The organism is Actinocrinis puniceicyclus (assembly GCF_018283645.1).
GTDB lineage: Bacteria > Actinomycetota > Actinomycetes > Streptomycetales > Catenulisporaceae > Actinocrinis > Actinocrinis puniceicyclus.
On the sequence record NZ_JAGSXH010000009.1, the window covers coordinates 1 to 20455 of the forward strand.

At 70.7% G+C, this 20455-nt stretch carries 20 protein-coding genes and 2 pseudogenes; 11 read left to right on the top strand and 11 right to left on the bottom strand.

From position 1 onward, the window contains the following. Window positions 1-197 (bottom strand): annotated as a pseudogene (locus KGA66_RS04210) (PHB depolymerase family esterase); the annotation flags it as partial. A 596-nt stretch (window positions 198-793) separates the two neighbouring features. Here KGA66_RS04210 and KGA66_RS04215 point away from each other — a divergent pair. After that, the gene (locus KGA66_RS04215) at window positions 794-1858 is read left to right on the top strand and encodes a mechanosensitive ion channel family protein (RefSeq protein WP_211464676.1); all 1065 of its coding nucleotides are present in this window, start codon (window positions 794-796) and stop codon (window positions 1856-1858) included. A 106-nt stretch (window positions 1859-1964) separates the two neighbouring features. Next, complete coding sequence (locus KGA66_RS04220) at window positions 1965-2192, top strand: hypothetical protein (protein ID WP_211464678.1); 228 nt, start codon at window positions 1965-1967, stop codon at window positions 2190-2192. 31 nt (window positions 2193-2223) lie between these two features. Here the strand turns inward: KGA66_RS04220 and KGA66_RS31390 are convergent, their stop codons facing one another. The 3 genes from KGA66_RS31390 to KGA66_RS04235 form a co-directional block, all read right to left on the bottom strand. Then, window positions 2224-3246 (bottom strand): PP2C family protein-serine/threonine phosphatase, encoded by a 1023-nt coding sequence (locus KGA66_RS31390; RefSeq protein ID WP_369015807.1) that lies wholly within the window; start codon window positions 3244-3246, stop codon window positions 2224-2226. A gap of 298 nt (window positions 3247-3544) precedes the next feature. Continuing rightward, a complete protein-coding gene (locus tag KGA66_RS04230; RefSeq protein ID WP_211464682.1) occupies window positions 3545-4210 on the bottom strand; it encodes a response regulator transcription factor in 666 nt (221 codons plus the stop codon). Next, window positions 4207-5433 (bottom strand): sensor histidine kinase, encoded by a 1227-nt coding sequence (locus KGA66_RS04235; protein WP_211464684.1) that lies wholly within the window; start codon window positions 5431-5433, stop codon window positions 4207-4209. The genes KGA66_RS04230 and KGA66_RS04235 overlap by 4 nt, the downstream gene beginning before the upstream one ends. Before the next feature lie 221 nt (window positions 5434-5654). Here KGA66_RS04235 and KGA66_RS04240 point away from each other — a divergent pair. Continuing rightward, window positions 5655-6395, top strand: a pseudogene (locus tag KGA66_RS04240) (ABC transporter ATP-binding protein); the annotation flags it as partial. A gap of 32 nt (window positions 6396-6427) precedes the next feature. After that, window positions 6428-7168: an ABC transporter permease subunit gene (locus KGA66_RS04245; RefSeq protein ID WP_281416391.1), complete on the top strand. Its 741-nt coding sequence runs from the start codon at window positions 6428-6430 to the stop codon at window positions 7166-7168. Window positions 7169-7198: 30 nt separating this feature from the next. Here the strand turns inward: KGA66_RS04245 and KGA66_RS04250 are convergent, their stop codons facing one another. From KGA66_RS04250 to KGA66_RS04260, 3 genes are all read right to left on the bottom strand, one after another. After that, window positions 7199-8233 carry a zinc-dependent alcohol dehydrogenase family protein gene (locus tag KGA66_RS04250; RefSeq protein WP_211464690.1) on the bottom strand — a complete coding sequence of 345 codons (1035 nt, stop codon included), beginning with the start codon at window positions 8231-8233 and terminating at the stop codon, window positions 7199-7201. Window positions 8234-8493: 260 nt separating this feature from the next. After that, a complete protein-coding gene (locus tag KGA66_RS04255) occupies window positions 8494-8817 on the bottom strand; it encodes a YciI family protein (RefSeq protein ID WP_211464692.1) in 324 nt (107 codons plus the stop codon). Window positions 8818-9030: 213 nt separating this feature from the next. After that, window positions 9031-9942: an SDR family oxidoreductase gene (locus KGA66_RS04260; RefSeq protein WP_211464694.1), complete on the bottom strand. Its 912-nt coding sequence runs from the start codon at window positions 9940-9942 to the stop codon at window positions 9031-9033. A gap of 90 nt (window positions 9943-10032) precedes the next feature. Here KGA66_RS04260 and KGA66_RS04265 point away from each other — a divergent pair, with 90 nt between their 5' ends. After that, window positions 10033-10599: a TetR family transcriptional regulator gene (locus tag KGA66_RS04265; RefSeq protein ID WP_211464696.1), complete on the top strand. Its 567-nt coding sequence runs from the start codon at window positions 10033-10035 to the stop codon at window positions 10597-10599. Window positions 10600-10702: 103 nt separating this feature from the next. Then, window positions 10703-11284, top strand: coding sequence for a riboflavin biosynthesis intermediates N-glycosidase (gene ybiA, locus KGA66_RS04270; protein ID WP_211464698.1), 582 nt, complete (start codon window positions 10703-10705; stop codon window positions 11282-11284). Here the strand turns inward: ybiA and KGA66_RS04275 are convergent. Next, window positions 11275-12546, bottom strand: coding sequence for an MFS transporter (locus tag KGA66_RS04275; protein ID WP_211464700.1), 1272 nt, complete (start codon window positions 12544-12546; stop codon window positions 11275-11277). The genes ybiA and KGA66_RS04275 overlap by 10 nt on opposite strands. Window positions 12547-12606: 60 nt before the next feature. After that, entirely contained in the window at window positions 12607-14106 is a 1500-nt protein-coding gene (gene lnt / locus KGA66_RS04280; RefSeq protein WP_211464702.1) for an apolipoprotein N-acyltransferase, read from the bottom strand. A gap of 300 nt (window positions 14107-14406) precedes the next feature. Between lnt and KGA66_RS04285 the strand changes: the two genes are divergently transcribed. Further along, window positions 14407-14826 carry a DUF1707 SHOCT-like domain-containing protein gene (locus KGA66_RS04285; RefSeq protein WP_211464704.1) on the top strand — a complete coding sequence of 140 codons (420 nt, stop codon included), beginning with the start codon at window positions 14407-14409 and terminating at the stop codon, window positions 14824-14826. 16 nt (window positions 14827-14842) lie between these two features. After that, window positions 14843-15343 (top strand): hypothetical protein, encoded by a 501-nt coding sequence (locus tag KGA66_RS04290; RefSeq protein ID WP_211464706.1) that lies wholly within the window; start codon window positions 14843-14845, stop codon window positions 15341-15343. An 86-nt stretch (window positions 15344-15429) separates the two neighbouring features. Here the strand turns inward: KGA66_RS04290 and KGA66_RS04295 are convergent, their stop codons facing one another. Further along, window positions 15430-15591 carry a hypothetical protein gene (locus KGA66_RS04295; RefSeq protein WP_211464708.1) on the bottom strand — a complete coding sequence of 54 codons (162 nt, stop codon included), beginning with the start codon at window positions 15589-15591 and terminating at the stop codon, window positions 15430-15432. A gap of 159 nt (window positions 15592-15750) precedes the next feature. Between KGA66_RS04295 and KGA66_RS04300 the strand changes: the two genes are divergently transcribed. Beyond that, entirely contained in the window at window positions 15751-16374 is a 624-nt protein-coding gene (locus KGA66_RS04300) for a CGNR zinc finger domain-containing protein (RefSeq protein ID WP_211464710.1), read from the top strand. Between the two features lie 54 nt (window positions 16375-16428). Here the strand turns inward: KGA66_RS04300 and KGA66_RS04305 are convergent, their stop codons facing one another. Then, on the bottom strand, window positions 16429-17448 hold the full coding sequence (locus KGA66_RS04305; protein WP_211464712.1) for a C40 family peptidase: 1020 nt from the start codon (window positions 17446-17448) through the stop codon (window positions 16429-16431). A gap of 292 nt (window positions 17449-17740) precedes the next feature. Here KGA66_RS04305 and KGA66_RS04310 point away from each other — a divergent pair, with 292 nt between their 5' ends. Together KGA66_RS04310 and KGA66_RS04315 are read left to right on the top strand one after the other, a co-directional pair. Next, window positions 17741-18481: an NAD-dependent epimerase/dehydratase family protein gene (locus KGA66_RS04310; RefSeq protein WP_211464714.1), complete on the top strand. Its 741-nt coding sequence runs from the start codon at window positions 17741-17743 to the stop codon at window positions 18479-18481. A 344-nt stretch (window positions 18482-18825) separates the two neighbouring features. After that, complete coding sequence (locus tag KGA66_RS04315) at window positions 18826-20445, top strand: alkaline phosphatase family protein (protein WP_211464717.1); 1620 nt, start codon at window positions 18826-18828, stop codon at window positions 20443-20445. Window positions 20446-20455 lie beyond the last annotated feature (10 nt).

Sequence of the window (20455 nt, forward strand, 5' to 3'; positions counted from 1 at the left end):
ATCGGCGGGTTGGCCTTGACGTTGTTCGGCACGTACAGGTACATCTGCAGGCCGGTCGGGTTGTTGCCGAAGCTCGTGATCTGGGTCAGCGACGCGGCGGCGGCCGGGGGCGCGGCCTGCAGGCTCAAGCCCGCCGCCGCGCCGACCGCGAGGACGGCTCCGAGCAGCCGGGATTTCAGGGACCGGGATCTGAACATGGACCTCATCGTCCGAAAGTCGAGTGCTGTTAGCGTTAACACAGTGCCGGCGCCGAAATCCTTCGGTGCCGGCGCATGTGGTGATGGGATGTTTGCGCTGTCCACCGCGACGGGTCAAGAGTCTGCTGGTGCTGGCGTTCGGCGTGTTCCGCACCCTCGGGGCTACCTGCCGTTCGTCGTCCGGCCGGGGCGGCGGACCTACCGGATGCGACGAAAGTTGCACATTGACGCCCGGATGGGTCTCGTGCGGGCATCGTCGGTGTGCCGGCTCGATCGAGCGGCTTGCCGGCCGCTTCGGGATCGGGCGGGCGGCCAGGTCGGCTCGTCCGGATGATGCGCCTACCGCCGGGCGTCCCCGGCACGCTCATCGTGACGGACGGTTCGTGTGATCGAGCCGAGACCACCAGGGTCGTGATCGTTGCATGATGCAACGTTGTATGGAAGGGTGACGTGCGCGGAAGGCCGGGACCTCGGACGGCCACGATCGAGTTCGATGGGCGGGGAGGTAGAGGCGTGGAAGCGCCCGGCGGCATCGGCGGGGGACCCTGCGCGGCCGCGATCGCAGCGGCGGGCAGGGGCGTGCGGTGATGGGGCCGATGCACGCGCATGACTGGATCGTCGTGGGCGTCGAGATCGCGAGCGGTCTGGCGGCCGCGGCACTTGCGAGGGTGCTGCTGCGTCATACCGCCGCGCGTGTCGCTCGCACCGCTTGGCGTGGCGATGACGTACTGGTGGCCCTGGTGCGGGTGTTCCTTCCCTGGGCGTTGCTGCTCGGCGGAGTGTGGGCGGCGGCGTTGACCCTGCCGCTGTCCGATCGGTGGCGTGCCGACGCCGACCGGGTGCTGTCTGCCGCGATGGTGCTGGCCGCGACGTTCGCGGTGGCCCGTGGGGCCGGACTCGCGGTGCGCTCCGGGGCGTTGGCCCGCTCGGGCGTCTCCGGGTCGGCCAGCATCTTCGTGCACATCGCCCGGGCCGCGGTGCTCGCGGTCGGGTGCCTGATCGCGCTCGAGAGCCTGGGGGTGTCGATCACCCCGCTGCTGACCGCCCTCGGTGTCGGCGGCCTGGCGGTCGCCCTGGCTCTGCAGGACACGCTGACCAATCTGTTCGCCGGAATCCACATCCTGGCCTCGCGCAAGGTGCAGCCGGGCGATTTCATCCAGCTCGACGGCGGTCAGCAGGGCTACGTGGTGGATACGAACTGGCGCAACACGGTCATCCGGCAACTGCCGGACAACCTGGTGATCGTGCCCAACGCGGTGCTGGCGGCCTCCGTGCTGACCAACTACCACCGCCCGGTACACGAAATGTCGGTGCTCGTGCAGGTCGGTGTCTCCTACGACAGCGATCTGGAACACGTCGAGCGCGTCACGTGTGAAGTCGGCCGCGAGGTGATGCGGCAGGTGGACGGCGCGGTAGCCGAGCATGAGCCGTTCATCCGGTATCACACCTTCGGTGAGTCCAGCATCGACTTCTCGGTGATCCTGCGCGCGAGCGAAGTCACGTCCCAGTACATGATCGTGCACGAATTCATCAAGCGCCTGCATCGCCGCTACCGGGCTGAGGGCATCGAGATCCCGTTCCCGATCCGCACTCTGGTCCCAGCAGCCGGGGGCTCGCTTCTCGGCGAGCCGCCGACGCCGCGCGACGGCCATCTGTCCTGACAGGGCGGGCATGGCCGCCCCAGAATGCTATTGCATTGTGCAATGATAGGAACGTGGCCGGCCACGCCACCACCCGGCACGCTCGGATCAGCGCCGCTTGAGAGGCATGGATGTGGAGCATGAGCGCACCAACACGCCGCAGGCGGACGAAGCGGGCGAAGCGGGCGGCTCGGCCGAGGATGTGGATCCACAGGAGTTGCTGAACGACTCCCGCCGGGCGATTGCGTCCGTGCGCCGCCAGGCCGTGCGTTTGCTGGAGAACGAGCGAGGCTTCACCGGCCAAGGCCACGGCGCCGACGGCGAACCTTCCACCGACCAAGAGCCGGGTGAATGACCGGCCGGTTGCAGTCGCGCCGCGCGCGGGGTCACATCTCGGCTTCGGCGCCGGGCTCGTCCCGGTAGCGCAGCAGCAGCATGGCCGCGTCGTCTCCCAGCGGTCCGGCGCAGTGTTCGACGACGTCCTGGCGCAGCGCTTCGAGCGCGGCCTCGGGATCGTGCTCTTTGAGCCGGAAAGCGCGCTGCGTCAGCGGATAGAACTCACCGCGGCGGTTGCGGGCCTCGGTGACCCCGTCCGTGTAGAGCAGCATCTGGTCGCCCGGCCGCAACTGCACCTGGTGCGGGCTGGGTCCGTTGGGGCCGAGGGCGGCGAGCCCGAGCGGCGGCGCCGGTTCGGGCGGCTCGGCAAGCTGCACGGTGCCGTCCGCGCGCATCAGCAGTGGCGGCGGATGCCCGTAGTTCAGCAGCGTGACCGTGTGTCGCCGATCCACTTCAGCCAGCACCGCGGTGACGAATTCCTCGCCCTCCAGGCGGCGGTTGAGCGCGCGTTCCAATCGTGCCCCGACGTGTTGCAGGGTGGGGCTGTCGGGCGCCGCTTCGCGGAAGGCTCCGAGTACGAGCGCCGCCGTCTCCACCGCCTCCAGCCCCTTGCCCTGCACGTCGCCCACGATCGCCCGGGTCACCTGTGGACCGTTGACCACCTCGTAAAGATCCCCGCCGATACGGGCCTCAGCCACCGCGGAGGTGTAGGAGACCGCGACGCGCATGTGACCGGCCAGGCGCGGCACCGGGCGCAGCAGCACTCGCTGCGCCGCCTCGGCCACTGAGCGCACACCCGCGAGTTCGCGTTCGACGCCGCGCCGCAACCGCGCAGCCAGCGACGCGGCCACCGTCGCCCCCGCCACCGTGGCCAGCGCCACCGCGGCGCGGCGGGTGAGAAACAGCCCGTCATAGGCCGACGCCGCCGAGCACAGTGCGAACGCGAACACGCCGACCAGTACTGCGCGGCGCGCCGAGCCGCTGACCGATGCGAACGCCGGACCGAGCGCGAACAAGGCGAGCAGACCCACGTCCGGACCGGCTAACACGTCCCCGGCGGCCACCAGCAGCATCGCCGCGAACGGCAGCCCCGCCAGCAGGCGGCGGCGTACGTGGACGGCTATCGACACGACTTCCTCCCGCCGCGGACCGAATGAGCCACTATTGCATGATGCAAGAGTATTACGCAGCCATCCTGGCCGACGAGGACGATTCCGCGCGGTCAATCGCCTGGTTGCGGCGGCAGCGGCGAGGCGGCGGCAGCGGTTCGAGACTCATCGAGGCCCGGCGCGGTGCCGGATCCGGCTGCGACCGTCGCGCGGCCTGGCCTGGCCTGGCCTGGCCTGGCCAGCCGGACAAGCGTGCGCACGCTTAACCGGCCAGGCCACCGCGGTAGGCGAAGACGACGAGTTGGGCGCGGTCACGGGCGCAGACCTTGACCATGGCGCGATTCACGTGGGTCTTGACGGTGGCGGGGCTGAGCACGAGGCGCGCGGCGATCTCGTCGTTGGACAGGCCGGTCGCGACCAGCGCGACGATCTGGCGTTCGCGGTCCGTGAGTGCGTCGAGGCCCCGCCGCGTCGGTTCGTCTGCCGGCCCCGCCGTCGGCGTGGTGAGGAAGCGGCTGATCAGGGTTCTGGTCGCGGCGGCGGAGAGCAGGGCGTCGCCGCGGTGCACGATACGGATCGCCGCGAGCAACTCCTCGGCCTCGGCGCTCTTGCCGAGGAAGCCGCTGGCCCCGGCGCGTAGCGCCTCGAACACGTACTCGTCGATCTCGAAAGTCGTCAGGATCAGTACCCGTACCGCGGCCGAGTCTTCGTCGCCGGTGATCAGCCGGGTGGCGCTCAGACCGTCGAGCAGCGGCATGCGGATGTCCATCAGGACCACGTCCGCGCGGGCGGCTTTGGCCAGGCGTACGGCCTCTCGTCCGTCGCCGGCCTCGCCGACCACCTCCAGATCCGCCGCCGATTCGATCAGGGCCTTGAAGCCGGTGCGGATCAACGGCTGGTCGTCGGCGATCACCACCCGGATCGTCATGGGGCGCGCTCCGGGCCGGACCGCAGCGGAAGGTAGGGCAGCGCCGCGGTGACCCGGAAGGCGTCGCCGGGCCGGGGGCCTGCGGTGAAGCGCCCGCCGAGGGCGAGAACGCGCTCGCGCATGCCGACGATGCCGTGCCGACCGGTTGGGACATGGCCGGAGAGCGGGGCGCGCCCATCCGTGGCGCCCGCGCCGCCCAAATCGTCGATTGTGATGCGCAGTTCGTTTCGATCGTAGACCAGGCCCAGGCGCGCGCGCCGTGCGCTGGAGTGCTTGTGGACGTTGGTGAGTGACTCCTGGATCACCCGGTACGCGGTGAGGTCCGCCGCAGGTGTCAAGGCGGTGGCGGCTCCGTCGATGCGGGTGTCGACCTCGACGCCGGAGGCGCGCAGCGAGGCGAGCAGATCCTCGAGCGCGTCGAGCCCGGGTGCGGGGATCGTGGTCGGGGCGACCGGATCGCCCGGCTGTCGCAGCAGGCTGATTGTGTCTCTCAGCTCGTGCAGCGCTTTGCGGCCGGCCGACTTCACGTGCCCCAGGGCCTCGTGCGCGGTCGCGGCGCCGGGGTCGATCGAACGCTGCGCGACGGCCGACTGCACGCTGATGATCGCGAGATGGTGCCCAACACTGTCGTGCAGGTCGCGCGCGATGCGCAGCCGTTCCTCGGCCACTCGGCGCCGTGCGTCCCGCTCGCGCTCGCGCTCCGCCCGGTCGGCCCGCCGCTCTACCTCGGCGAGGTATGCGCGGCGGTTGCGGGAGGAGTCGCCGGCCGCGATCGCCAATGCCCCCAGCGCGGTGAACGCCAGGTTCTGCGGGCCGAGTAGCTGCGGCTCGTGTAACGCGTGGACGAGCACGAGAGCGGCCAGCGCGACGCCGCAGACGATCAGACTCGTCTTGCGTTCGACGAGGTCTGCGACGGTGTAGAGGGCGATCGCCGGGGCGAGCAGGATCAGCATGCTGCCGGATCCGCCGGATTGGGCGAGGAACGCCTCCGCGGCCGCCGCGCTGACTACGAGGACGGTCAGCGGCCGGTGGCGCCGCGCGGCCAGCACTGCGCAGCCGGCCGCCGCTATCGCGAACGTTTCGGGACCGCCCCGCGCGGTGGTCTGTGGGCGCCCGGCGAAGGTGGTCAGGGCGATGGCGGCGAACACTGCCAGCGCGATCGTCGCGTCCGCGAGATGTGGATGCCTCCGCACGGCGCCGCGCAGGTGGCCGGTGATGCTCATGCGTTTCACCTTAAGCGCGCATACCGGCTGTGCCGTCATCGCAGTGCGGCAGGCACGCCTACCGCGTGCACGGTAGGCCGACGCGCACATACCGCGGCTGCGGTACGTCCGATTGCCGTGCGCGGGTGACGACGATCGGTCCGAAGCTCGCGAGGGTGATCCCGGCGCCCGGAGCCGGGCGCGAGAAGAGAACAAGACAGCCGAGGCGAGGAGAACCCAGGATGAGCGGTGCAATCGCCGTGACCGGTATGACCAAGAGGTACAAGGCGGTGACCGCGGTCGACGATCTGAGCTTCGTGGTGGAGCCCGGGGTGGTGACCGGATTCCTCGGCCCCAACGGGGCCGGCAAGACCACCACCCTGCGGGTGATCCTCGGTCTGGTGGCCCCGAGTGCGGGGCGGGCGCTGATCGAGGGGCGCCGCTATGCCGAGTTGGCCCATCCACGGCGCGTGGTCGGTGCGGTACTGGAGACCGGCGGCTTCCACTCCGGGCGCCGCGGCCGGGACCACCTGCGTATTCTCGCCCGCAGCGGCGGGATCGCAGGCTCCCGCGTCGACGAGGTGCTTGAGCGCGTCGGCCTGACCGAGAGCGCGCACCGTCGCGTGGGCGGCTACTCCCTGGGCATGCGCCAGCGCCTCGGGCTGGCCGGCGCGCTGCTGGGCGACCCTGGTGTGCTCGTTCTCGACGAACCCGCCAACGGTCTGGACCCGGCCGGTATGGCGCAACTGCGCGATCTGCTGCGCGGCCTGGCCGGCGAGGGCCGCACCGTCCTGGTGTCCAGCCATGTGCTGAGCGAGGTGGCGCAGACCGTGGACCGCGTGGTGATCGTCTCCGGTGGCGCGCTGCGCTACGCGGGCACGCTGAAAGAACTCACCGGCGCGCGGGGAGAGACGCTCGAAGCCGCGTTCCTGCGCCTGACCTCAAACCCGACGACCACGCCACGGGCCGGCGCCGCGACGGCCCGGACCCGCGGCTGACACGAGGATCCGAGAATATGAATACCCTGATCTACACCGAGGTGCTCAAGCTGCGCACGGTGCGCGGCCCTTGGCTGTTGTTGGCCGCCGCTGCGCTACTGGTGATCGCCGGGATCAGCGGCGCGGTCAACTCGACCAAGGATCCGATCGACCAGAACCTGCAGGCAGTTGCCCTCGCGCACGTCGGTCTGGGCTCCGTGTTCACCCTCGTCTTCGGAATCCTCGCGGTGGCCGGCGAATACCGGCACAGGACGATCACCGACACCTATCTGAGCACTCCTTCCCGCAGCCGCGTCGTCGCCGCCAAGCTCGTCGTTTATGCCGTGTTCGGCGTGTTCTGCGGCGCGGTGAGCACGCTCGTGGGGCTCGTCGTCGCGGCGGCGTGGTGGTCGCAGAAGGGCGCGTCGTTCGCCTGGGGGAGCGCGGGGATGTGGGCGACGATCGGCGGTGGGATCGTATGGAACGCGGCCTTCGCCGCCATCGGCGTGGGCGTGGGTGCTCTCATCCGGAGCCTGGTCGGCGCGATCACCGTCGCGCTGGCGTGGATCGTGCTGGTGGAGGGCATCGTCGGCCAGTTGGTCGGCGCTCTGGCCCGATGGCTGCCGTTCAATGCCGGCCAAGCGCTCGGCGTCGCGGCCAAGCCGATGATGTCCCAAGACCTGTTGCCGCGTTGGGGCGGCGGCGTCGTTCTGGCTGTGTATACGTCTGTCTTCGCCGTCGTGGCACTGACCACGAGCATCCGGCGCGACGTTTCCTGACCCGGGCGTGTGCGGGCCGGCCCCGGAGGGTCAGGGTTGGATGAGGACCTTGAGGGCCTCCCGGTCGGCCATGGCCCGGTAGCCGTCGGGTACCTGGTCGAGGGCCACGGTGCGGTCGAAGACGCGGCCGGGCTGGATCGTCCCGTCGAGGATGTCGGGAAGCAGTTCCTCGATATACGCGCGCGCCGGGGCGGCGCCGCCGGTCAGGGTGATGTTGCGGAAGAAGCCGGGGAAACCGAAGGATATCTTCTCGTACTGCGGCGCGCCGACCCGGCTGATCGTGCCGCCCGCGCGCACGACGGCGAACGCGGTGTCGAGTGCCTGCTCCAGCCCGACGCACTCGAGCACCGCGTGGGTGCCGTCGCCGCGCGTCAGCTCCCTGACCTTCTCCGCGCCCTCTTCGCCGCGCTCGGTGACCACGTCGGTGGCGCCGAACTCGCGGCCCAGGTCGGTGCGGTCCTTGTGCCGGCCCATCAGGATGATGCGCCGCGCGCCCAGCCGCTTGGCCGAGAGCACCGCCGACAGGCCCACCGCGCCGTCGCCGATCACGGTGACGGTGGTGCGGTCGCTCACCCCGGCGGTCCTGGCGCAGTGGTAGCCGGTGGGAAACACATCCGAGAGGGTCAGCAGCGAGGGCAGCAGCGCGTGGTCCTCGCCTGCGGGAAGCTTGACCAGGGTGCCTTCTGCCTGCGGAACGCGCACGGCCTCGCCCTGTCCGCCGTCGACGCCGCCCTGCGCCCACAGACCGCCGTGCCGGCAGGAGGTCTGCAGACCTTCCCGGCAGAAGTCGCAGGTGCCGTCGGACCAGACGAACGGTGCGACGACCACGTCGCCGCGTTTGAAGCCGGCCACCTCGGCGCCGACCTCCTCGACGACGCCGAGGAACTCGTGGCCGATCCGGTCGCCGTCCGGCGTGGTGGGCTTTGACGCATACGGCCACAGGTCGCTGCCGCAGATGCAGGCGCGCAGCACGCGCACCAGCGCGTCGGTCGGCTTCTGGAGCGAGGGATCGGGCACTTCGCCGATGCGTATATCGCCGGCGCCGTAGATCAGAGTGGCTCGCATGAGCGGATTCTGCCTTCCGAGGTGAGTGAAACGGATCGGGAAGCCGGGGTTCGCGGCGCCGCTGCCGGGCGGTGGCGGCGCCGCGGGTCGGGTGGAGCCCGGTGGATGCCGGCACGGTCGCGGAGGTCAGCAGACGAGCGCGCCATCCGTGCAGACCCGCCGGTACCCGCGATCGCGATCAGGTACACGGCGACCGCGAATACTTCACCGATCCGGTCCGCCGCACCTCTTCGCCGGCGCGGCGGACCGTTCCGCGTCATCTACATCGGCAGCAGTTCGAAGATCTCCACCGCGTGCTTCCCGTCACCGTCGGCCAGAACGGGAAGGCCGGCGGTGAGTCCCTTCGCCGCGGCGAGGTCGCCGGCCTCGACGATCGTGTAGCCGATCAGGTCGACGGCCCGGGCCTCGGTGCCGTCGTCGCGAACTGACACGCTCGACCCGAACGGCCTGCCGACGTCGACGAGCGCCTCGCCGGTCTTCTCCATCCAGGCGCCGAAAGCGGCCATCCGCTCGGCGCGCTGCTCCGGCGTGAAGTCGGACATCGCGGCGGCCGGGCCGCGGTAGAGGAAGATGAACCTCGCCATGTCGCTCGTCCTTTCGAGGATCTTCGTGCTCGATGCACGCTGTCACTCCATACGACGAACGGCGATGCGGGGCACGGACACCCGCCCGCAACGATCTCCACGATCTCCACGGCCCGCCCGCTCGGTCGGCGCCGGGCCGGTTCGGCTGACCACACGGGACGGTGCCGACCGCTTGTGCCGACCGCTTGCGCCGACCGCTTGCGCCGGATCCGCTCAGCCCTGCGCGAAGTAGTGCCCGTGCTCGAGGTCCTCGATGAGGCCCGGGTGCTCCGGTTCCCACCCGAGCAGCTTGCGCGTCACCTCGCTGGAAGTCGGATTGTCCACTCCGACCAACCCGCCGAGGAAGGCGAAGCGTTCCGCCGCGTCCTGCGCGGCGATGCTGGTCACGGGAAGTGCGGCTTTGCGCCCGATCGAGGCCGCGATGTCGCGGAAGGCGATGCCCTCCTCCGCGACCACGTGCAGCCGGCTGCCCGCCGGGGCGTTCTCCAGGGCGAGCCGGTAAGCCCGCGCCGCGTCCAGGGTGTGCACTGAAGGCCACCGGTTGGCCCCGTCGCCCACATACGCCGAAGCGCCGGTCCGGCGGGCGATGTCGATCAGGATGTGCGCGAAGCCGTGGTGGTCGAGAGAACTGTGCACGATCGGAGGGAGCCGGACGGCGCAGGAGCGCACGCCGCGTTCGGCGAGGGCGATCACGAAGTTCTCCGCGTCGACCCGCGGACCGCCGGGCGCGAAGTCGGTCTCCGTGCCCGGCCGTCCGGTGACGCCGGCGAGGCTGAGCATGAGCGTGCCGGAGGTCGTGATCAGCGGCTTTCCCGTCCCGTCGAGCGCCGAGGCGAATGCCCGGACGGCGGCGAGATCGGCCGCGACCGCGGCGGCGAAGTCGCCGGTCGCCAAATGTTCGTGCTTGAAGGCGAGGTGGATGACGCCGTCGGCCGCGGCCGCGGCCTCGCGCAGCCCGTCGAGGTCGTCCAGGTCGCCGCGCCGGACCTCGGCGCCGGCGGCGGCGATCTTCGCGGCCGAGTCGTCGGAACGCGCCAGCCCTTCGACCTGGTGGCCGGCCTGCAGCAGCTCGGGCACGAGGGCCGAGCCGATGTGCCCGGACGCTCCGGTAACGAGTACACGCATGGGGGGATCCTCCCGGAAGAACTGATGTCACTTGGTGTCATGACGATAGCATACTGATGACACCAAGTGACATCGGCTAGTCTTGGCGCCATGGGTCGATGGCAGCCGGACGCGCGAGTGCGGCTGCAGGAGGCGGCGATGGCCCTTTACGGCGAGCGCGGGTACGAGCAGACGACCGTCGCGCAGATCGCCGAGCGCGCGGGACTGACGAAGCGAACGTTCTTCCGGTATTTCGCGGACAAGCGCGAGGTGCTGTTCTGGGGCGCGGAACTGCTTGAGCGGCAGATGGTGGGTGCGATCGAGGCGACACCCGAGTCCGCGTCGGCTCTCGGCATGATCGGCGCCGCGTTGGAGGCCGCCGCCGCCCGTTTCGAAGAGTTCCGCGAGTTCGCCGTACCGCGCCACCGGATCATCGCGGCCAGCCGCGAGCTGCAGGAACGCGAGCTGATCAAGGGCGTGTCGATGATCGCCGCGATGACCAGCGCACTGCGCGCACGCGGACTCGGCGACACCACCGCGGACCTCGCCGCCCACTTGTGCGTCACCGTCATGCAGGTCGCCTTCAGGCAATGGGTCGACGACCCGGAACCAAGAGCGTTCCAGCAGGTCGCCGACGAGGTTCTGGCGCAGTTGCGGGAGCTCGCCTGCGCCGGGTGATCGAATCCGCGACCCGGCCCCCTCCGCGTCACCGTCTCACCATGTCAGGGATTTGAGTTGTGCCTTCCCGGCGCTGTCCGAGGTGTCTGAGAGGCTTGCCCGTATGACGACGGCTGCCGAACCCGACCCGACCTCCGCGCGCAACCGGGAGCGACTGGTCGAGATCATCGCGGCCGGCGCGGTGCCCAAATGGCTGATGTTCTGGGGCCATCAGCCGCAGGCGGACGGCAGTGTCGGCAAGGGCTGCCTCAGCCAGTGGTGGCCGAGCCGTTTCGCCGTGGACGGGGTCGATTACGCCTCCGCGGAACACTGGATGATGGCGGCCAAAGCGCGCCTTTTCGGCGATCTCGACGCGCTGTCGCGGATCCTGGCCGCGGGCACCCCGGCCGAGGCGAAGAAGCTCGGTCGGCTGGTGCGGGGCTTCGACGAGCAGGTATGGGCGGCGCACCGGTTCGACCTGGTGGTGGCCGGAAGCGTGGCCAAGTTCGGGCAGGACGCCGAACTGCGCGGCTTCCTGCTCGGCACGGCGCGACGCGTGCTGGTGGAGGCCAGCGCGCGCGACCGGATCTGGGGCATCGGGCTGGCCGCCGCGGACGAGCGCGCCGCCGACCCGGCCCGCTGGCGCGGGCTGAACCTGCTCGGATTCGCGCTCATGGAGGCGCGCGAACAGCTCTCTCAGGCGTAGTCGAGTCCTGCCGACGATGCTTCCCGCGGCGCGGGCGCGTGCCTGGCCAGCCGCCACCAGATCAGCAGCAGCAGCACGGTCAGCGCGATGCAGAACGGGATCAGGGTCATGATTCCGGCGGCCTGGGCGATCGTGCCGGCCAGCCAGGGCAGCGCGGAGCCGCCGACCACGGACACGCCGTTGATGAAGCCGATCGCGGTGGGTACCAGGCGCGGCTCGGCCAGGCGCGGCGTGATCGCCATCGTGGTCGGGAAGAGCGGTCCGAGGAAGAACCCGAGCAGCGCGAACCCCGCGGCCGCCGCCACGGCCGCGGAAGCGGCCCAGACCAGAACGCAGGCCGCCAGGATGCCCGCCAGGCACCCGAAGCTCACGGCGACATCGCTCAGCCCGGCCCTGGACGCCACGGGACTGATCACGAACCGGCCCGCCGTCAGGCCGAGCCAGTAGCCGCTGAGGGCATACCCGGCGATCAACGGCGACTGTGTGCGCCCGTCCACCAGGAAACTGAATCCCCAGTTGCCGATGCTGACCTCAAGGCCGACGTAGACCGCGAGGAACAGCGCGCCGAGAAGTACAGCGCGCTCCCGCAGCGCCGCCGCCAGCAAGCCGCGGCCGTGCTGCGCCGGGTCAGCCGCCGAGGCACTCGCCGCAGCCGTCGGCGGCTGCACCCCCGGCCCGGGCGCCACGGCCACTGCGGGTCCACCGCCCGGTCGAACCGCCGACGGAAACACCAGGAGGACACCGACCAGCAACGGCACGTTGAGCAACGCGATCACGAGGTACACGCTCGGCCACGACCACGAGCGCAGCATCCAGGTCGCCAGCAACGGCCCGAGCAGCGCGCCGACACCGAAGAAGGCGTGCAGGCGGTTCACCCGCTGAGCCGACCGAGGCAACCGCGCGAGATGTGTGTTGAGGACGGACTCGACCACGCCGCCTCCGTAGCCGAGGAGGAGTTGCACGATGACGAGCCCTGCGAACGTCGGGTGCGTCGCGACGTACAGGTCCGAAAGCACGAACACGGCAGTGCCTGTGGCGAGCGCGTTGCGGGTGCCGATGCGGTGCATGAGCGCGCCGACGGTCGACCCGGCCAGCATGAACCCCGCGGAGAACACGAAGAACGTGATGCCGATCCGCGTGCGATCCACCCCGTAGTCGGCGATCTGCGCGGGCAGCAACACGCCGCCGGCGCCGGCGCCGACGCCGACAAGAACGAAAGCCCAATAGGAAGCGGCGACCGACGATCGGTTGTGGTCGCTCACGGTTGCCTCGCCCCTCCCCGGAGATTTCCGCGGGCCTGCGACCGCGGCCGGGCCGGGCCATCATAGAGCGCGAGACGACGCCCGGATCGGCAGGGAGCAGATCGCGGCGACCACGCCGAGCAGCGGGATGAACAACAGGGTATTGCCAAACCGGTCGTACGGGGTTTCGCGGGCGGCCAGCGGCACCGCGACGGTCAGGGTTCCGCGCGCCGTCGAGGGCAGCACGCCGAGCCGGCGACCGGCGGCGTCGTAGGCCGCCGAATCGCCGGTCAGCGCGGCCTGGACGACCGGGCGGCCCGTTTCCGCGGCCCGCAGCGCGAGCAGCGAAGCCTGCTGGTCCTGAACGTAGCTGCCCTGGAACGTCGAGGTCGAGGACTGATAGACCACGAGCCGGGCGCCCCGGACGGCGAGCGTGCGGGCCATGTCCGGGAATGAGGACTCGAAGCAGGTCAGCGGGCCGATCGGCAGGCCGGCCGCGGTGCGCAGCACGACCGGGCCGGTACCGGCGGTGCGATTGACCGCGGCGGCTTTGGAGACCAGGTGCAGCCAGCCGAGCGCCGAGCGCAGCGGCACGTACTCGCCGAACGGCACCAGCCTGGTCTTGATGTATTGGCCCGTGATGCCGCGCCGGTCGAGCAGCACCGACACCTTCGCGATCGAGCCGTCGCGCCGGGTCGCGTCGACGTCGACCAGCAGCGGCGCCCCGATCGCGCCCGAGAGCGCGGCCAGTCGCGCCCGCAGGTCCGGGCGGCTGCTCAGGTCGTAGGGGACGCTGCTCTCGCCCCAGACGACCAGGTCGGTCCCGGCGGACCGCGGTGGCGCGGCCGGCTGCCGGGTCAGGGCGATACCGGCGGCCAGTCGCCGCGCCGGGTCCGCATCGAGGCCGGGCTGTACCAGTGTGACGCGCGCGCTCGTAGTGCCGGTGGGCTGGTGCAGGGCGAACCAGCACGGCCCGGCGGCCGACACGACGAACACCGCGGCGCCCGCGGCGGCCCGCGTGGCCCGGCGGCCGGTCAACAGCAGCAGCACCGCGGTGTTGACGGCCACCACGGCCGCGCCGACCAGCCACACCGCGCCGAGCGCGGCCAGCCCGAGGACCGCGGGGTGCCGCCACTGGCTGGCGCCGAGCGGATTCCACGCGCCGCCGAGCACCGGCCAGGACCGCGCGGCCTCGACCAGCGTCCATCCGGCGGGCACCGCGACCAGCGCTCGCAGCGCACCGGGGAGCGTGTCGGCCTGCGAGAGGAGCCGGCGCGTCAACACCGCCCAGGGAGCCCAGAGCAGGCCGACGAGAGCGACCGCGACCGGGAAGAACGCCGTGAGGTCCGGCGCGAGCCAGTACTCGCAGGCCAGCAGGTAGCCGGCGCCGCCGAGCCAGCCGGCGACGGCGGCCTGCCGCCAGTCGCGCGCGCCGCGCAGCAGCGCCAGCCACGGCACCAGCACGACCCAGGCCAGCCAGTCCAGGCCGATCCTCGGGAAGACGAGCACCGCCGCCGCGCCCGCGAACAGCGCGGCCACCCGGGGCCGCCACCGCGCGAGTCTCTCCCCAGCAGCCGCCACGCACCCATCGTGACAGCCCGGACGCGTCACGTCAGCGCGCGGGGTTCACCGGCTCGTGGGCGAGCGGGAATGCGCGCCACGGTTCCCGCCCGGTCGGCGCGGCGGGGATCGTCGTGGCGTACGGTCGGCGGACTCACAGGATAGTCCCAGGTCCGAATGATGCCGCGAGCGATAAAGTACGGATGTGGCACGAACCGGGCGGGGCGACGGGGGACCACGTCCTCTCAAGCGAAGGACGGCCTGGACTGGCTGGCCTGGGTCGTGCCGGCGCTGCCGCGCGTCAAGGAGGTGACCGCGATCATGAGTGTTGAGCCCAGGTCCGACCACGATGTTCACCGCGGCGGGGACGGGACCGGGAGCGTGCGGGCGTCCGATGCCGAGCGGGAAGCGGCGCTGCGCGCACTGGCCACGCACTTCGCCGACGGCCGGCTGGAGCGCGCCGAGTTCGACGAGCGCGCGGATGCGGCACTTGCGGCCCGTACCCGGGAGCAGTTGCGCGCGCTTTTCACCGACCTGCCCACCCAAGCACCGGCGAGTGAGCCGCGCCGCGCGCCGGACCTGGCCGCGCGCGGTGTGGCGCTGCCCGCAGGCCCGCTTCTCTTCCTCGTGCCTGTCCTGTTCGTCTTCGCGGTCGTGGCGGCGATGCACGGTGCGCCGCCGGTCCCCCTCGCACTGTTAGCGTTCGTCCTGATGCGCCGTCACCGGCGCTTGAACCGCTGAATCGAGAGGCACGACCATGGATCTGACTCCGCAGGTGACGACCGGTAGCGCAACGGCCGCGCCGGCGCTGCAGACCCCTGTACCGGCTTCGACAGCGAGGCTGCGCCGAGCGAGTCTCGGTGCGCTGTTCGCGCTGCTCGTGGAGTACGGGCTCGGTATGGGCGTCAACCTGTTCGTAAACGTCCCCGACGCCGACAAGGGCAAGGGGACCGGCGCGGCGTTCGGCAAGGCCATGTCCAACGGCCCGGCGGCGCTCGCGGCGCACGCGGGTATCGGCATCCTGCTGATCCTGAACGTCATCGTCGTGTTCGTACTCGCGCTGCGTTCCCGGCAGCGCGCCGCGACCGTCAGCTCGCTCGTGGCGCTGCTTTGCGTTCTCGGCGCGGCGTTCTCGGGCGCGGCCTTCGTCGACAAGGGCGCGAACGGCTCCTCGATGACGATGGCGGTGCTCACGGGCGTCGCAATGGCCTGCTATGCAGTCAACCTGTTCGTTCTCGGGTCCGACCGGAAGGTCTGAGAGGGCGACGGCATGCGTCGGCCCGCGTGCGGTTGATCCGCGCGCGGGCCGGGTCGTTGCTGTTCGCCGGATGTCCGGCGGGTCCGTCAGCGGCTGAGTCCGTCGACGGCGCGACGGGCGCGCCCGTCGGCCCAGGCCGCGATGCGGGACCAGCGGTTGGCCGCGGCCAACCGCCGGGAGAGCCCGTGCTCGCGGGCGGAGCGCACCAGGTCGGCGTTGTGCACGTCGGCCGGTTCGGTCGGGTTCATGCTCTTCGTTCCCTCCACCGGATCCGTCACCGGATCCACTTCGACGTCTGATCGTCCGTCGCGCTCGCCCCCGGACTCGACAAGTGGTCGACGACCGATGTTACCGTCATAATCGCCTTTGACAGTAACGACGATACGCGACAGGAGATGACTGGTCAAGTGGATTTCGGCAGTCACACGGTGGACGTGGTGGACCTGGCGGTGTCGCTGGTCAACGCCGTCGTCCCGGGCCGGTCCCGCGGCCGCGTCTTCGCCGCCGCGAACGACATCGCAGAGCTCAGACAGCGGGTGCGGTCCGTATCCGGTCTCGCCCCGGACGGTCAGGAGCTCACGGACGCCGAGGCACGCGGCATGGCGCGTGTCGCGCAGGAACTGCGCGCCGTGTTCGAGGCCGCGGGCGAGGGCAAGGTGGACGAGGCCGCGCGGTTGCTCAATGCGATGGCCGTGCATTACGACGCGCGGCCCATGCTGCTCCGGCACGACGACGGTCCCTGGCACCTGCACTTTCACGGCCCGCGCGCGGGACTTGTGGAGAGCGCCGGCGGTTCGCTGGCGGTCGCGCTCGCGTACGTACTCGGCAGCGACTACGCGGACCGGATCGGGATCTGCTCCGCGCCGAGTTGCGATCGCGTTTACGTCGACGTCTCGCGTAACGGCACCAAGCGCTTCTGTTCCACGGCATGTCAGAACCGGGTCAAGGCGGCGAACTTCCGCGCCCGCCAGGCCGCGACGGCCGCGCGGCCCGAGTGCGACAGGGAACGAATCGGCGATATCGAGGGCTGATCAGCGCGGGGCGGTGCGCGGCGGTGCGCGGCGGCGGGATCCCGGTGACGAGGCCTACACGACGCGCCGCACGGCGTCGATCGGCAGCATGTTCCAGGGCCCGTACTGGATCGGCTGCCCGGTCGTCGGTGCGTGCACGACCAGGCCGCCGCCGACGTAGATCGCCATGTGTTCGTTGCCGTTGTAGAAGATCAGGTCTCCGGGCTGAAGGTCCGCCGGGCTCGGCGCGACCGCGTAGCCGTCGAGGACTTGGTCGTAGGTGGTGCGGCCCAGTTGCACCCCCGCGGCCTTCCACGCCGCCTGGGTCAGGCCCGAGCAGTCGTAGCCGGGGTCGCCGGTGCCGCCCCACTGGTAGTAGATGCCGATCTTCGACTTGGCGAACGCCACCGCGACGCCCGCGCGCCCGGAGACCTGCGGCAGCGCGGCGATCCGGGCGGCGGTGATGCTCCAGTCGACGTTGACCGGGCTGATCTGCTGCTGCTGGGCGAAGGTGAGGCCGGCCAGCAGCGCCTGGGCCCGCCGGTTCTTCGCCACGATCTGCGCCCGCAGCGCCGCGGCCCGGTTCTCGGCCTGCTGGAGTTGCGCGAGCCGGTCGGCGGCCTGCTTCTTCAGCGTGGTCAGCTGCGCCTGCTCGGCCTTGAGCGACTTGAGGGTCATCGCCTCGTTCTGGCCCAGTTGCCTGGCCGCCAGCGCCCGCTGCAGATATTGATCCGGGTTCTGCGACAGCATCAGCGTGAGGGTCGGGTCGACCGAACCGGAGCGGTACTGCGCGGCCGCCAGCGGGCCGAGAGCGCCGCGCAGCGTGTTCATCGACTGCTGCGTCGCGACCGACCGGCTCTGGATCAGGTCGATCTGCCGGTGCAGCGCGGCCGTCTGCTCGGCCGCGGCGTCGTACTGGTTGGTCGCCGCCTCGGACTGCTGCTCCAGCGTCTTGACCTGGGCCTGGACCTCGGCGACCGAGGCGGCGTGTCCGGCGGTCGCGGACAACCCGACACCGGTGGCCGCCGCCGCTCCGGTCGCGGTGAGGGTGACCGCGGCGCGGATCGGAAGCTTCGTGCGTCTGTGCGAGACCATGCGGCGCGTCTCCATCCACGGTGGGGCCGACGCGTGGGCGGCGTCGGCATCGTGTGCCGACACCGCGCCCGGTCAAAGGGGCTGCGGACCAGGCGCAGGCCGGCTCGAATCCGTGCCACGAACATCCCGGCGTTTCGGTTCACCGTGGGCCTCAATCGCCCTGACGCGGAAAAGGGTGCGCCCCGCGCTGTCGTCACCGGCCCCTGCCTGCCTCCACTACTGTCGGTAGCGCGTAATAACGTGGTTGATGCACCGACAGGCGACAGAACCAGCGAACGGGGACTGACCGACCATGCCGCAGCCAGACGAGCACGGCCGTGAGGACGACAGCCGTGATTACAGCCGTGATTACAGCCGTGACGAAAACAGCCGTAACGACGACGGCCGTGACGTCACGGTCCGCGGCGGGTCAGAGCACGGCGGGTCAGAGCACGACGACCCGCCCGAGGCCCTGCGAATCTTCCTGGCCGGAGCCACCGGCGTGATCGGTGTCAGGCTGTTGCCGCTCCTCCTCCGGGCCGGCCACGCGGTGGCCGCGATGACCCGGTCCGCGGCGAAGGCCGACTCGCTGGCCGCGATGGGAGCGCAGCCCGTGGTGTGTGACGTTTTCGACGCGGAGGCGCTGCGCGAGGCGGTCGTCGCGTTCCGGCCGGATGCCGTGCTGCACCAGTTGACCGACCTTCCGGACAAGGCCGAACAGGTCCCCGAGTTCGCCGCCCGCAACGCGCGCATCCGCACCGAGGGCACGCGGAACCTGCTCGCCGCCGCGCAGGAGGCCGGCGCGCGACATTTCCTCGCGCAGAGCATCGACTGGATCCCGGCCGGCGGCGGCGCGGTACTCGAGGAGCACGAGCAGCGGGTACTGAAGGTCGGCGGCGTCGTGGTCCGCTACGGGCAGTTCTACGGCCCGGACACGTTCTACGAGCACGAGGTCCCGTCCCGCCCGCGGATCCATGTCGATGCCGCCGCACGCGAGACCGTGCCGTTGATCACGGCTGCCTCCGGCGTCTTCGTCCTGGCCGAAGCGCAGTAGGAACGCGGCGGAAGACCGTTCAAGTGTTCGATCCACAGTGTGGAAAAGTCCTGTGGATAACCAGTCCCCTCGGGTGAAGTGCGGTACCTGGGCGCTCTGTCGTCGAACGTTTGCTCTCTGGTCCGCCGCCGGACGGCGCCCGTTCGCCCGGCTTGCGCCACGGCTTCGCGAACAGTGGGATAAGGATGAAGAAATCCTCAAGAACGTTTCCCGCGGGGGCGTTGCCAGCGCACTGATCCGGGCGCACCGTGTCGGAGGCGGCATCCGTCACCGGCCGCCACGGACACCGGAAACCGTCGCGTACCCGCCACCCCGGAGGAGATCCCGTGCCCCCGTCCGCGTCCATGTCACCGACTCGACTCAGGACCGCCATCGCGGCCCTGGCCCCGATGGCCGCACTCGCGGTACCGATCGCGGTGAGCGCTCCGGCGCGCGCCGCGGCCGGCCTGCCGAAGCCCGACCACCTCGTCGTGGTGATCGAGGAGAACCACTCCTTCTCGGACGTCATCGGCAGCTCGTCGGCGCCCTACATCAATTCGCTTGCGTCCCAGGGCGCCGACTTCACCCAGTCCTTCGCGATCACCCACCCTAGCGAGCCCAACTACCTCGCCCTGTTCGCCGGGACCACCGAGGGATTGACCTCGGACAGCTGCCCGCATACCTACTCCGACCCGAACCTCGGCAGCGAACTGCTCGCCGCCGGCCTGACGTTCACCGGCTACGAGGAGTCAATGCCGTCCGACGGCTATACCGGCTGCACGTCCGGTGAGTACGCGCGCAAGCACAACCCCTGGGTGAACTTCACCAACGCGCCCGCGTCCGGCAACCGCACCTTCGCGGCCTTCCCGACCGATTTCAGCACGCTGCCCACGGTCTCGATCGTCGTGCCGAACCTGCTCGACGACATGCACGACGGCACGGTCGCGCAGGGAGACACCTGGTTGCACGACAACGTCGACGCCTACGCGCAGTGGGCCAAGACACACAACAGCGACCTGATCGTCACCTGGGACGAGGACGACAACAGCAGCAACAACCAGATCCCGACGATCGCGGTCGGCGCGAACGTGAAGCCCGGTACATACGGCGAGACGATCAACCACTACGACGTACTTCGTACCATCGAAGACTTCTACAACCTCGGCCACGCGGGTTCCAGCGCGTCCGCGACCCCGATCACGGACGCATTCACCGGGGCCACGACGCAGAACACGGTCACGGTGACGAACCCGGGCGGCCAGTCGGCGACGGTCGGTACCGCGGCGAGCCTTCAGATACAGGCCACTGACTCGGCATCGGGGCAGACGCTGACCTACAGCGCGTCGGGTCTGCCGGCAGGTCTGTCGATCGGCTCGTCCAGCGGCCTGATCGGTGGCACGCCGACGGCCGCGGGCACCTACTCGGTCACCGTGACGGCGAAGGACTCCACCGGCGCGTCCGGCTCGGCGTCGTTCACCTGGACGATCGCCTCCTCGGGAGGAGGCGTGTGCACGGCGGCGCAGCTGCTGGGCAACCCGGGCTTCGAGACCGGATCGGCGGCGCCCTGGTCGGCCTCCCCGGGCGTGGTCAACAACAGCTCCGGCGAGCCGCCGCACAGCGGTTCGTGGGACGCGTGGCTGGACGGCTACGGCAGCACGCACACCGACACCTTGTCGCAGCCGGTGACGCTGCCGTCCGGCTGCTCGACCTACAGCTTCGGGTTCTACCTGCACGTCGACACCGCGGAGACCACGACGAGCACCGCGTACGACAAGCTGGCCGTGCAGGTGCTCAGTTCCTCGGGCACGGTGCTGGCGACGCTGGCGACATACTCGAACCTGAACCACAACACCGGTTACAGCGCGCACAGCTTCAACCTGTCCGCCTACGCCGGACGGAGCGTCACGCTGAAGTTCACCGGCACCGAGGACGGCTCGCTGCAGACCTCGTTCGTGCTCGACGACACCTCGCTCAACGTCAGCTGACCCGCCGAAC

What these genes read in the sequence shown, in the direction of transcription:
- KGA66_RS04215 (WP_211464676.1), top strand. Translation starts at nt 794, where the DNA reads ATGCACGCGCATGACTGGATCGTCGTGGGCGTCGAGATCGCGAGCGGT.
- KGA66_RS04220 (WP_211464678.1), top strand. Translation starts at nt 1,965, where the DNA reads ATGGATGTGGAGCATGAGCGCACCAACACGCCGCAGGCGGACGAAGCG.
- KGA66_RS31390 (WP_369015807.1), bottom strand. Translation starts at nt 3,246, where the DNA reads ATGCTGCTGGTGGCCGCCGGGGACGTGTTAGCCGGTCCGGACGTGGGT.
- KGA66_RS04230 (WP_211464682.1), bottom strand. Translation starts at nt 4,210, where the DNA reads ATGACGATCCGGGTGGTGATCGCCGACGACCAGCCGTTGATCCGCACC.
- KGA66_RS04235 (WP_211464684.1), bottom strand. Translation starts at nt 5,433, where the DNA reads ATGAGCATCACCGGCCACCTGCGCGGCGCCGTGCGGAGGCATCCACAT.
- KGA66_RS04245 (WP_281416391.1), top strand. Translation starts at nt 6,428, where the DNA reads ATGAATACCCTGATCTACACCGAGGTGCTCAAGCTGCGCACGGTGCGC.
- KGA66_RS04250 (WP_211464690.1), bottom strand. Translation starts at nt 8,233, where the DNA reads ATGCGAGCCACTCTGATCTACGGCGCCGGCGATATACGCATCGGCGAA.
- KGA66_RS04255 (WP_211464692.1), bottom strand. Translation starts at nt 8,817, where the DNA reads ATGGCGAGGTTCATCTTCCTCTACCGCGGCCCGGCCGCCGCGATGTCC.
- KGA66_RS04260 (WP_211464694.1), bottom strand. Translation starts at nt 9,942, where the DNA reads ATGCGTGTACTCGTTACCGGAGCGTCCGGGCACATCGGCTCGGCCCTC.
- KGA66_RS04265 (WP_211464696.1), top strand. Translation starts at nt 10,033, where the DNA reads ATGGGTCGATGGCAGCCGGACGCGCGAGTGCGGCTGCAGGAGGCGGCG.
- ybiA (WP_211464698.1), top strand. Translation starts at nt 10,703, where the DNA reads ATGACGACGGCTGCCGAACCCGACCCGACCTCCGCGCGCAACCGGGAG.
- KGA66_RS04285 (WP_211464704.1), top strand. Translation starts at nt 14,407, where the DNA reads ATGAGTGTTGAGCCCAGGTCCGACCACGATGTTCACCGCGGCGGGGAC.
- KGA66_RS04290 (WP_211464706.1), top strand. Translation starts at nt 14,843, where the DNA reads ATGGATCTGACTCCGCAGGTGACGACCGGTAGCGCAACGGCCGCGCCG.
- KGA66_RS04295 (WP_211464708.1), bottom strand. Translation starts at nt 15,591, where the DNA reads ATGAACCCGACCGAACCGGCCGACGTGCACAACGCCGACCTGGTGCGC.
- KGA66_RS04305 (WP_211464712.1), bottom strand. Translation starts at nt 17,448, where the DNA reads ATGGTCTCGCACAGACGCACGAAGCTTCCGATCCGCGCCGCGGTCACC.
- KGA66_RS04310 (WP_211464714.1), top strand. Translation starts at nt 17,741, where the DNA reads ATGCCGCAGCCAGACGAGCACGGCCGTGAGGACGACAGCCGTGATTAC.
- KGA66_RS04315 (WP_211464717.1), top strand. Translation starts at nt 18,826, where the DNA reads ATGTCACCGACTCGACTCAGGACCGCCATCGCGGCCCTGGCCCCGATG.